Source organism: Paenibacillus sp. FSL R7-0179, from assembly GCF_038002265.1.
Classification (GTDB): Bacteria; Bacillota; Bacilli; order Paenibacillales; family Paenibacillaceae; genus Paenibacillus_AQ.
Genome location: NZ_JBBOCC010000001.1, coordinates 3,637,816 through 3,649,821 on the forward strand (window position 1 = coordinate 3,637,816; position 12,006 = coordinate 3,649,821).

The window sequence follows — 12,006 nt, forward strand, 5'->3', positions numbered from 1 at the left end:
TGCGGGCGAATGTATGCGTAAAAGCATAATGCAATGGGGGCTGCGATAAGGGAAGGGCCTATTGCTCCACAGCCAGTAACATTAATTGAGAAATCCTGTACGAATTGCAGCAATACTGTTCGATAGGAGCGGTTTATGTTGAAATCTTGCACGAATTGCAACTAATCCAGCGCTAACTGACTCTAAACACCATAATTCCTGCAAATGATGCAACAATGTACCCCAGCCAGTAACTGTAATAGAGAAGTCCTGCAAAAAGTGCAACAATGCTGCTTTATACAAGCGGTCGGTGAGAGAGAAAACTCTCAGATTGGCCAGAGTTAGGCGGACCGCCGGAATGAGTAGGAGATCGCTTCAGAATGTATGTGAAAAACCAAATACAATGAGTTAGTGCGGTGGTGTGTGGGCCGAATGTAATCGAAAAACCGATTACAATGGTCAGGCACGGTGGTGTTAGGGCCGAATGTAATCGAAAAACCGATTACAATGGTCAGGCACGGTGGTGTGTGGGCTGAATGTAATCGAAAAACCGATTACAATGGTCAGGTACGGTGGTGTGCAGGCCAAATGTAATCGAAAAACCGAACACGTTTGGCAAGTGCGGGCACCAGCATCCTTTTACCCCCTAGGATGCTGGCGCTCTGCTTATTTAACCGGCGTATACCCGGTCTTCTCAACCAGCTCCTGGCCCTCGGCGGACAGAATCCAGTCCAGGAACGGTTCGATGTTCGGATTGGTGCTGCCGGCGGTTACGGCATAGAATTCAGTCGTGAACGGGTATTCTCCGCTGCGGATGCTCTCTGTGGACGGCGGCACATCATCGATAGCCAGCAGCTTGATCTCATCACTGGCGTTCATTTGCGTGGCATAGAACATGAAGCTGAAGCCCAGTGCATTCTTGTAATTGCGGTAGTTGGCGGTCTGGCTGATAATGCCGCTCATGACGTTTGCCACATTCTCCTTCGGTGGAGTCATCAGCTGGCGGTCCTCCATGATTTTCTGGAGCCGGGTCTGGCTGCCGCTGTCTTCAGACCGCTGGAAAGCGCGGATCGGGTCATCCTTGCCGCCGACCTGCTTCCAATTGGTGAGGGTGCCGGAATAGATATCCTTAATCTGCTCCGTGGTCAGGCTGTCCACCGGATTGCGCTTGTTGACGAAGAAGACGAAGGCTTCGCGGCCGATTGGAGTGAGCTTCAGTTCACGGCCTACTAGCTTCGCCTGCTTCGTCTGGGCCAGCGAAGGGGCAGCAGCGAAGATGATATCGGCCTCTCCTGTGATCAGCCGTTTGTAGGCCTCAGAGGTGCTGGTGCATACCACGAAATCGGTCCCTTCCTTCTGGACGAAGGGGGAATAGTTATCCTGCGGGTAGACCGCTTGGGCAAAAGCCGAATACAGCGGGTACAGCGCTGTTGCTCCATCCAGGCGCGGCAGGTTCATCATAAGCTGGTAGGAAGCTTTATGGTTCAGGGATGCGGCTTTGGTATTTGTCGCAAAAGGGGCATACTGATTGAGATTGACCTCCTGCTCACTAACCTCAGCTAAGCTGTTGATATAAGCTTGTCTGATCTCATAGCCAGCGGCTGTAAGCAGACAGAGACCAACGAAGCTTCCCAGCAGGATCTGGCGCAGCCGTCTGCTGAACAGGCCGAAGATGGAGATTACGGAGAGCAGTGCCAAGCCCGCAGCGATTACCAGGACAAGCGGACCATAGAACAGATATCCTTTGGTGAAAGCGGTAATGAAATAAGCTATAAAGGCGGCAACTGTGAGCCCAGCCAGCGCAAAGAAGGAATACAGCAGATTGATCGAAAAACTTCTTTTCATGATGACCTCCAAATAGATCTCTATATTTAGGGATGATTAATGTTCATACTATAGTGTAGCGCACACTGCCGTTTCTGCCAAACGAACCAGAACCTGGATGCGGCAAGCAGATTGGGTTAGCAGAGTGATGGTTCGAATGATTATTGAATGAAATATCATGATTATTTTCATAAAAAGCTGGACGAAATCAAAAATCAGAGGTATTCTGAGATTGTGAAAATAATAACAGAATACAAGATTCTCGGGGTAAGGTGAAATTCCTGACCGGCGGTGATGTTCGTGAGAGCTAAGCCCGCGACTCGTTACTCTATCACAAGAGGAAGCGACTGATCTGGTGACAATCCAGAGCCGACGGTAAAGTCCGGATGGGAGAGGATCATAAGATAAAGGCGGCGGGTCTATTCCGTGTGTCTTTATTGATAACAACCCCCGATGTTTGTCCTGTTCACAGGGCTCGCGGGGGTTTTTGGTCTCTATCGAGGGTTTGTATCGACAAGGAGAATGAAAGATGAGTAATGTATCTGCTTCATCCCAAGGCTTGCGTACCGCACCGGTGCGCAGCGGATTCTGGCTGGTGGTTCTGGGGGCGGCCTTATGGGGAGTTGACCCGCTGTTCCGCATTATCCTGCTGAAATCCCTGACTTCATCCCAGATTGTACTGCTTGAGCATGTTGTGCTCTTCCTGGTTGCCGCTCCGGTCATGTGGCGTAACCGCGCAGAGCTGAAGGGTGTACGTCTGCGTCAGGCCGCAGCGCTGCTGGTGGTATCTTGGGGCGGCTCAGCCGTAGCAACCATTCTGTTCACGAAAGCCTTATCCAGCGGAGACTTCAATGCCGTGCTGCTGCTTCAGAAGCTTCAGCCCTTGTTCGCCATTGGTCTTGCCGCTGTTATTCTAAAAGAACGCCTGCCGCGCAATTTCGCACCGCTGCTTATCGTTGCCCTGGCCGGGACGTACCTGCTGACCTTCGGCTGGACGATTCCCTTCGGCCATGTGAACAGCTTCATGGGTGTAGGAAGCCTGATGGCGCTGGGCGCTGCGGCTTTGTGGGGCGGCTCTACAGTTATGGGCCGCTATCTGCTGGGCTCGATGAAATATGAGACAGTAACCTCACTGCGCTTCATTCTGGCGCTCCCGCTGCTGTTCGTAATTACAAGCATGGAAGGCGCCCCGTGGCAGATGAGCGGCGGAATCAGCGGCTCAGCGGCAGTTGCTGTTAACCTGCTGCTGCAGGCGCTGCTGCCCGGACTGCTCAGCATGCTGCTCTATTACAAGGGGCTGAACACAACCAAAGCTTCGGTAGCGACCCTGGCTGAACTTAGCTTCCCGATGACCGGGATTCTGATTAACTGGGTAGTGTACCAGCAGCTTGTAACCCTGCCGCAGCTTGTCGGCTTCGCACTGATCTGGACAGCACTCTTCTTCATCTCCAGTCAGCAGCGGGATCAGCTGCAGCCGGCCAAGCAGAATTAACTTCATAGCGCTCCAGTCTGAGGGGATACACCCCAGGACCCAGCGCATCATAGTCAAAGAGGATGTTCCTAATACGGCCGCGCCGTCCGGGAACATCCTCTTTGTTGTATATCAGACACGGGGCAAGGGAGGCGCCGCATGAGTGATTTTATTTCAGATATGGAGTGACCTTGATGCTCTTGTACCCAAGCTCCTTAAGCTGCGCTGGTGCGATATACAGCCGGCTTGCCGAATTGAAGCTGTTCACAGGCGTAAGGACCGCGTGATTGCTGCCGTTTGTGATTTTGTAGATATAAGCCGCGGAAGGGTCGCCGGTTGCGCTAAGGTTCATGACTTCAACCTTCCAGCCGAGTGCTGCAGCAAGGGGCTTCACCGGTATCCACTCTTGTCCGCCCTTAGTGAAAACGGTGGATACATCCACACTTTTGCCGTCCAGATTCAGGTTGTGTTCATAGGCTAAGGTGATCGGCATCTCCGTCACCGGCAGGTCTTTTAGCAGCATATCCTTAGGAAAAGTAACTTCCGGTCTGGAGAATGCAGGAGCAGGGAACAAGACTTCAAGCTCGCGGGTGTCCTTGACCAGCCTTGACGATCCGTCCTTCAGATTATAGATCCACGGGAGGCGCTTAGGCTCGTTTTTGACATATTGCAGCAGTCCCTTCGACAGGTTCAGGTTGTGCAAGGTCCCCTTCAGCAGCTCCTGCCGCTTCCCGGTGGACGGATCGTAGGTACTGATCACATTCTGCTTGGCAGCCTCATTATATCCGCTCTCAAGCAGCGTATGCTGGTTGATCCACCGGGCATTGTAATACCGCTGAGTAGAATGATAGACGGATACCTTACCGGTCGCCGAATTTCTCAGATACTGATCGCCATATTTTGCGATATAGCCAGCCGGCTGACGTTCATAACGGGAACGCTCCAGAACACCCCAGCGGCCGTCAGGGGAGAGGTCGTATTCGCTTTTGCGCACAATGGACTGGCTCTGTGTATCGTAGACATAGGCTTGCTCCGGATCGTCCATCCCCGTTAACTGCAAGTTCCCGCTGTTATTCTCCCGGAAATGTTGAAAAGCGTCCGGCCATTTGGCAAATGTCCCATCCGGCTGCCGGGCAATGACGGCATTGATGAACTGGTTCCCGTCCAATTGACTTACCGAATACAGCTGTATGTTGCTGCTTTTGCTGGTATAGGAATCGTATACCTCGATCTTCTCGGCTGCATGTGCTGTGAGGGGCGCAGCGAATGCCAGTAGCATTGATGCAGAGAGAACCATCCGTAAGGATTGGTGCAATGCTTTTCTCATATGAATTTCCATCCCTTCTGTGTAAATAACTGTAACTATAGACGGCCCTAAGGCAGGAAAAGTTTCGCTGGTCCTGCATAAGTCACGATGAATTGCGGAGAGGAAGAGTAAAAATAAGCCTTTTTTCCCATACTACCCTTATTCTTGCCGTAGGACTGCATCACACCTGAGCTTAAGGAGGCCCCGCAGATGAACAGTGAATCCCAGGCTCCAGTCGTATATATCCAGCTTAAGAACCGGGTGACGGTGCCCAAGGGCAAGGGGGTGCTGCTGCGCGATGTCGCTTATCTGATCACTGAGCAAGAGTGGCGGGAACCGCTGTATACACTGCTTGTGCTTCAGCCGAAGGAGAGTGACGGCAATCTGATTCTGATTGATCTGCTGACTGTCATTCCCCGGATTCAGGATATGCACCCCGATGCGGACATTCAGCCGATCGGCGAAGGACGCACCATTGTACAGATTGAAGGTCCGTCTACGGCTGCTAAACCTTCTATAGCCCTGTTCGTGCTGGTCTGGCTGCTGCTGTTCTTCGGCTCGGCGCTGACGATTATGAATTTCCATGCCGATGTCAGCATGCTGGAGGTACAGATCCGGATTGTGGAGATGCTGACCGGCCGCAGGGACGAGCATCCTTACCTGTTTCAGATTGCCTATTCGCTGGGCATCGGGCTTGGGATGGTCATTTTTTTCAATCATCTGTTCAAAAAGAAATGGAACGAGGAGCCGACCCCCCTTGAGGTGGAAATGTTCCTGTATCAGAAGAATATCGATCAATATGTAATCAATGAGGAGTACCGCAAAATGAAACGCCGCAGTGACGAAGCACCCGGCAGCCGGGAGGGGGGCGCATGACGGCACCGCTGTCGCTTGGACTTCATCTGCTGCTCGGGATTGCCGGTGGAATCGCAGTGGGCGGCGGGGTGATTGCGCTATTCGTAGTGCTGGATATCATTCCCCGGCTGGCTCAGCTCACCTCCTCCTATGACAAGGTTCACTGGTATGAGGGAGCGATGGTCGGCGGTTCCCTATTGGGGACGGTGAGTGACTTCTGGAACTGGAAAATGGCGGCTGGCCCTCTGATTGAGCTTGGGGTCGGCCTGTTCAATGGCATATTCATTGGCATGCTGGCTGCGGCTCTGACTGAGGTGCTCAATGTCCTGCCGATCCTGGCCAAACGTCTGCATATGACCCATCTGCTGCTTGGTCTCTTAATGGCAATGGTATGCGGCAAGGTGGCGGGCTCGTTGTTCGACTGGTTTGTCTATCAACAGTAAAGGAGGCTAGGGAGTGAGATATATTCACAGCGGTGATCAGGTAGAGACGGATAAAAAGAAAGACCGTTCTGCGGAGCAGAGCACGGAGCAGAAGTCACCGGAGCAAGCAGAGCAACCGGCAGCGTCCCAGAGTAGCAAGGGTCAGGAGCTGGAGGCGTCGGCGGAGCTGGGCGCGGTGACGAAGCAGCAGCCGCCGGAACGGGAAGAGCAACCGGCAGCGTCCCGGAGCGGCCGGGGTCAGGAGCTGGAGGCGTCAGCGGAGCTGGGTGCGGTGACTGGGCAGCAGCCGCCAGAGCAGGACGAGCAACCGGCAGCGTCCCGGAGCGGCGGGGGTCAGGAGCTGGAGGCGTCGGCGGAGCTGGGCGCGGTGACGCGCCCGATTGAGGGCGGGCAGGAAAGCCCATCGGGCCTGGATGCTCCGTCAAATACCGGCGGGGAGGATAGCGGCGGTCGGAATGCAGCAGCTGGCGATGGCGAGGAAGACGGCGGGGAAGATGCTGCGTCTGGAGAAGGGAAGGCAGAAGGCGGTCAGAATGCAGCGGCTGTCGATGATGAGGCTGGCGGCGGTAAAAACGCTGCATCTGGAGTTACTGCGGATACTGGCGGGGAAGAAGCTGCGTCTGGAGAAGGGAAGACAGAAGGCGGTCAGAATGCAGCGGCTACAGATAAAGAGGACAGCAGCGAAGGGGCCAGCAGCGAGGACGATCCCGCATCCGATAACGCAGACGATCAGGAATCGTCCGGCGGAGGGATCAAAGGGTTCTTCAGCAGTCTGTTCGGTGACGATGCCGGCCCGGAGGAGCAGTCCGGGAACGGCTCCGGTAATATGGATGCATCCAATCAGGATATGGAAGCTGCGGATGAACTGGGCAAGTCCGGTCAGCCGGAGGAAGCAGCTGCGGATTCCGGCCCGGAACAGGGAGCCCAGGAAGACGGCAGAGGCCAGTCACAGGAGATGGAAACCTCGGACGAGCTCGGGGCGCAGACGCAGGAGAAGAGCCATAAAGGCTTTTTTGCCCGATTATTTGGAGATGATGAAGAGTCTGAGGATCAGGAGGACGGTCAGGAAGCTGGTCAGCCGCAGCAGTCCGAGCCTAAGCAGGCCGCCTCCAAGCAGTCAGCCCCCAAGAAGGCCAAAGCCGGTCAGGGAGCTGACTCTGCAAGCAAGCCCAAGGACCCTCTGCAGCAAAAAAGGGACGAGGAACGCTCTGACTCCCTGGAGCAGTCGATTACCTATTGGCAAGGCAATGACAAGATCCCGCAATCCCTTGCGGATGCCAAGAATACACTGACCGAGGTGCTGGGGCTGGGCTCATCCTTCGATATTGTGTTCAGGGAAATGTCCTTCGGCGGAAAACGCGCAGCACTGCTCTGCATCAGCGGCTTCGCCAAGGATACGATTATCGATGAAATTCTGAAGCGCCTGACCTATCTGACCCCTGAAAATGTATCGGCCGATGTGGTCGCCAGCTTCATGAGTGAATACATTCCCCATGTTCAGGTGGAGAAAGGCGAGCTGTTCAGCGAGAGCATCAACAAAGTGTTATCCGGCATGAGTGCGTTCTTCATTGAAGGGGAATCACAGGCTATCATCATGGATACCCGTTCGTACCCTTCCCGAAGCCCGGATGAACCGTCGATTGAGCGGGTGGTCCGCGGAGCGCGCGACGGCTTCACAGAGACGCTGCTGAGCAATGTGGCCCTGGTGAGAAGGCGTATCCGCGACCCGGGGCTGAAGCTGGAGATGCACCAGATCGGACGGCGGACCCGGACGGATGTCTGTCTGGCCTACATTGATGACATCGTGGATAAGACCCAGGTGCAGGCTGTTACCGACAAGCTGAAAAGCGTCAATCTCGACGGCATTCCCCTGGCAGACAAGCAGCTGGAGGAGGCTATTGTCGGCGGCGGTTGGAACCCCTATCCGCTGGTCCGTTATTCGGAACGGCCGGATATTGTCGCCTCCCATCTGCTGGAGGGCCGGGTGGTCGTTTTTGTCGATACTTCACCGAGTGTCATGGTGCTGCCGACGACGTTTTTTGATCTCTGCCAGCATGCGGAAGAGAACCGCCAGACTCCTTTTATGGGCAGCTATCTGCGCTGGGTCCGCTTCATCGGGATCTTTGCGTCGATGTTCCTGCTCCCGCTGTGGATGCTGATGGTGCTTCATCCGGAGCTCAAACCCGGCATGCTGGATTTCATCGGTCCGCAAAAATCAGCCAATCTCCCGCTTATTGCCCAATTTCTGATCGTTGAGCTGGGGGTGGATCTTCTGCGGATGGCTGCGGTGCATACACCCACTCCGCTCGGCTCCGCGATGGGGCTGATCGCTGCCATTCTGGTCGGTGATATCGCCGTACAGACCGGGCTTTTTGTCAATGAAGTGGTGCTCTATATGGCGGTGGCCTCCATCGGGATGTTTGCAACGCCGAGCTACGAGCTGGGGCTGGCCAACCGGATTGTCCGGCTTGCGCTGCTGCTGGCGGTGGCTGCTTATGGCATCCCCGGCTTCATGATCGGGACAACGCTGCTGGTGGTGCTGCTGACCACACACCGTTCGTATAACTCTCCATACATGTGGCCGTTTATACCATTTAATGCAAAAGCTATGGCGGAGATCCTCCTGCGTCAGCCGGTGCTCAGCTCCAAAACAAGGCCATCCTTCAACAAAACAAGAGATAACACCCGGATGCCGGAGAATAAGGATGCCCCGCGCAAGTCGTAGGAAAATACAAATCAACTGCAAAAAAGTCCATTCAATGGTGTTCCCTCTGTCTGTTATACTGAATATACTGAACAGCCCCGCAATAAGCCGGATTTGTATTCTGAGCATCTGTTTCAGGAACGCATCGGGGCCCCAAATCATATACTAGACAGGGTGGAACGGATGATTCCACAGAAATTGGAGGACTGCGCAATGTTTTTACACGGGACGAGCCGAATCAATGATGCAGGGCATTTGGAGATCGGTGGATGTGATGTAACCGAATTGAAGGCGGAGTATGGAACACCGCTATATATAGTGGACGAGCAATTGGTCCGCCAACGCTGCCGCGAGTACATGGAGGCGTTCACAGCTTCCGGTCTCGGGTTCCAGGTGGCTTATGCCAGCAAGGCGTTCTCGACGATGGCGATGTGCCGGCTTGCAGATGAGGAAGGACTGTCGCTGGATGTGGTCTCCGATGGTGAGCTGTATACTGCGCTGCAAGCCGGTTTCCCGGCGGAACGCATTCATTTCCACGGCAATAATAAGACACCGGATGAGATCGAGATGGCGATCGATGCAGGAATTGGCTGCTTTGTCGCCGACAATCTGGTGGAGCTTCGTCTGCTTCAGTCCATTGCCGCCCGCAGAGAAGTGACGGTTAATATTCTGCTGCGCGTCACGCCTGGGGTTGAAGCCCATGCCCATCATGCCTATGCTTCCACAGGACAGACCGACTCCAAATTCGGCTTCGATATCGGAAACGGCTCAGCCCGTGAAGCGGTTAGCCTGGCTGATAGCCTATCTAATCTGAATCTGCTCGGCGTGCATTCGCATATCGGGTCGCAGATTTTTGAGACTGAGGGCTTCCAGCTTGCCGTTGAACGGATCGCTGAGTTCACCCGTACCGTCAAGGATGAGCTGGGAATCTCCTTCCCTGTAGTCAACCTGGGCGGAGGCTTCGGAATCCGTTATGTGGAAGGCGATACGCCGCTCCTCGTCTCCGAATACGTTGCAGCGATCACAGATGCAGTGAAGACGCACTTCACCGGCATTAACGATTCGCTGCCGCAGATCTGGGTGGAGCCGGGCCGCAGCATCGTGGGGGATGCCGGTACGACCCTGTACACAGTTGGAACCAGCAAGGAAATTCCTGGTGTGCGCAAATATGTAGCCGTTGACGGCGGCATGACAGATAATCCGCGTCCGGCCTTGTATGAATCCAAGTACGAAGCACTGCTGGCAAGCCGTGCGACTGAGCCTAACGTGGAGAAGGTATCCATCGCCGGCAAATGCTGCGAAAGCGGCGATATGCTGATCTGGGATGTTGAGCTCCCTAAGGTGGAGAGCGGCGATCTGCTGGCTGTGGCCTGCACAGGAGCCTACAATTACTCCATGGCCAGCAACTACAACCGAATCCGCCGTCCGGCGGTGGTATTCGTGCAGAACGGGCAGAGTGATCTGGTCGTACGCCGTGAGTCCCATCAGGACATTGTTGCCAATGATATCGTTCCTGCACGGATTGCCAAACAGGCTGTTACGAATTAAGACATAAGGGTTGTGCTATAGCGGCAGGCGGGAAGACTTCCCGCTTGCTTTGCTTTGTGCCCCGTTTCATAGTAAACTAATAAACGTGTTCTACATTTGTCATTTCGAAAGGGGTCATTTACATATGGCTAAGCAAGCGAAAATTACACTCGAAAACGGCGGCGTCGTGCTGATCGACTTGTTCGACCAGGATGCACCTAATACAGTAGCAAACTTTGAGAAGCTGGCAAAAGACGGCTTCTACAACGGATTGTTGTTCCACCGCGTGATTCCAGGCTTCGTAGCACAAGGCGGCTGCCCGAACGGAACAGGCACCGGCGGTCCTGGCTACACCATCAACTGCGAGATCAACCCGAACAAGCACGAGCGCGGCTCCCTGGCTATGGCCCATGCCGGCAAGAACACAGGCGGAAGCCAGTTCTATATCGCTTATGCTCCACAGCCGCATCTTGACGGAGTACACACAGTATTCGGTAAAGTGGTTGAAGGCATGGATCTGGTTGACGCTTTCAAAGGCCGCGACAAGATGACGACCGTTGAAATTGTTGAAGCTTAATACAAGCACTCCATAGACGCTTTAGGGGGAGGTCCTCCTCTTCCTAGGGCATCGCCGAAGCACCCGGCTGGGTTATCCAGCCGGGTGCTTTTTGCCGTACGGTGAATTGTACATAACAGTTGGATTTTCTCCAATTACTCAGGAGCGGAGGTACTCTTTTTAGGCAACAGGTGGAAAAACAGCACTTAAAATGCTGCAAATAGACCAGAGTAGAGGGTAAGCGCAAAATTAAATGTCGTTTATCCAATTAATTTCTTCGAAGGCTCCAAACCATCCGAAACAAGCTGCGTTTGTCCAACTAGCATGCTCCTGAACTTGCAGATATCGGCGCTAGGCGGGAATGAGGGGCATTAATGCCCCTCATTCTCCTCCCCTGAATTTACCTGCCCAGTTTCCGGCTGGTTGCGGCGCGGCGGTTCGTGTACAGCTCCGGCAGCTTGAAGAAGATCAGGAACATCAGGAGGAAGATGACGAAGGCAAAGCCTTCTTCAACCAGCAGATAGTAGGGATAAGGGCCGAAATAGTCCAGTACCGAGAACGTGCTGGGCTTGTGCATCAGGAACATATAGTTGGAGTCCAGCAGCATATTGGCGGCGTATACACACGCAGCGACAAGGTTCAGGCAGAGCATGGTGAAGAACAGTGAGCGCCAAGTGGGCTTATATCCTTCGACCCAGGTCATGTACAGGGATGCAAGTATGATCGACCCGTGGGCGATGAAGAACAGCAGGAAGCGGAAATGCGGAAACGGATAGACCAGGTTAGGTGTAAGCAGGGCGATGAATGCACCGCCGATTCCGGCAAAATACAGAAAGCTGTACAGCAGCCTGCTGCGTGTGAGCAGCATCACGATCGACAGAAGCAGGGTGATTCCGCATAGTTCCAGCGGCAGGGAGGAGCTGCGGCTCCAGCTGTCATGGGACAGATACCAGACATGCAGGCCCCCCTCGGAAGCGGCCAGCAGCAGGATCAGCAGCAGGCGTACGCCTAACCGCAGGCCGGACCGGCTGCGCAGGGCGAAGCGGGCTCCAAAGAGCGCCAGGCAGCATAGGGCAATAATAGCCAGGGCAACGAGATGGGAGACGGAAAGCATGACGAAATCGCTGTCACGCGCACGGTCCCAGAATAAAGTTCGGTTCACTTGGAATCTCTCCTTGAATCCTGAAATAGGAGTCACATAATAATTTCTTTAATTTTAACCATTTCTGATTCTAAAGTTCTACTCTTAGGTGATATAAGTATATATCGTCTGTAGTGGGCAGAAAAGTCAGGTTTACTAGTTTATTTACATAAGATGGACTCTTAGCCCGTATACATAAC

The 12,006-nt window shown here is 54.0% G+C and carries 8 protein-coding genes, 1 pseudogene and 1 riboswitch; of the genes and pseudogenes, 6 read left to right on the forward strand and 3 right to left on the reverse strand.

The features are described from left to right. Positions 1-645: 645 nt before the first annotated feature. Positions 646-1,824, reverse strand: coding sequence for a PstS family phosphate ABC transporter substrate-binding protein (locus tag MKX63_RS15965; RefSeq protein WP_341018242.1), 1,179 nt, complete (start codon positions 1,822-1,824; stop codon positions 646-648). A gap of 233 nt (positions 1,825-2,057) precedes the next feature. After that, positions 2,058-2,205, forward strand: a riboswitch (FMN riboswitch). Between the two features lie 127 nt (positions 2,206-2,332). On the opposite strand from MKX63_RS15965, the gene MKX63_RS15970 reads away from it, so the two are divergent. Next, positions 2,333-3,295, forward strand: a complete 963-nt coding sequence (locus MKX63_RS15970; protein ID WP_341018243.1) for a DMT family transporter — start codon at positions 2,333-2,335, stop codon at positions 3,293-3,295. A gap of 148 nt (positions 3,296-3,443) precedes the next feature. Here MKX63_RS15970 and MKX63_RS15975 read toward each other — a convergent pair whose 3' ends face one another. Further along, the gene (locus MKX63_RS15975) at positions 3,444-4,601 is read right to left on the reverse strand and encodes a hypothetical protein (RefSeq protein ID WP_341018245.1); all 1,158 of its coding nucleotides are present in this window, start codon (positions 4,599-4,601) and stop codon (positions 3,444-3,446) included. 189 nt (positions 4,602-4,790) lie between these two features. Here MKX63_RS15975 and MKX63_RS15980 point away from each other — a divergent pair, with 189 nt between their 5' ends. The 5 genes and pseudogenes from MKX63_RS15980 to MKX63_RS16000 all read left to right on the forward strand — a co-directional run bounded on the left by MKX63_RS15980 (position 4,791) and on the right by MKX63_RS16000 (position 10,686). Further along, positions 4,791-5,456, forward strand: a complete 666-nt coding sequence (locus MKX63_RS15980) for a stage V sporulation protein AA (protein ID WP_341018247.1) — start codon at positions 4,791-4,793, stop codon at positions 5,454-5,456. Continuing rightward, positions 5,453-5,878, forward strand: coding sequence for a stage V sporulation protein AB (locus MKX63_RS15985; RefSeq protein WP_339249408.1), 426 nt, complete (start codon positions 5,453-5,455; stop codon positions 5,876-5,878). The genes MKX63_RS15980 and MKX63_RS15985 overlap by 4 nt, the downstream gene beginning before the upstream one ends. A gap of 1,045 nt (positions 5,879-6,923) precedes the next feature. Beyond that, positions 6,924-8,603 (forward strand): annotated as a pseudogene (locus MKX63_RS15990) (spore germination protein); the annotation flags it as partial. Positions 8,604-8,795: 192 nt separating this feature from the next. Beyond that, positions 8,796-10,130 (forward strand): diaminopimelate decarboxylase, encoded by a 1,335-nt coding sequence (lysA, locus tag MKX63_RS15995; RefSeq protein WP_341018248.1) that lies wholly within the window; start codon positions 8,796-8,798, stop codon positions 10,128-10,130. Positions 10,131-10,254: 124 nt separating this feature from the next. Beyond that, complete coding sequence (locus tag MKX63_RS16000; RefSeq protein ID WP_036727386.1) at positions 10,255-10,686, forward strand: peptidylprolyl isomerase; 432 nt, start codon at positions 10,255-10,257, stop codon at positions 10,684-10,686. A gap of 379 nt (positions 10,687-11,065) precedes the next feature. On the opposite strand, the gene MKX63_RS16005 is transcribed toward MKX63_RS16000, so the two are convergent. Then, positions 11,066-11,827 carry a YwaF family protein gene (locus MKX63_RS16005; RefSeq protein ID WP_341018250.1) on the reverse strand — a complete coding sequence of 254 codons (762 nt, stop codon included), beginning with the start codon at positions 11,825-11,827 and terminating at the stop codon, positions 11,066-11,068. Between the last annotated feature and the right edge of the window lie 179 nt (positions 11,828-12,006).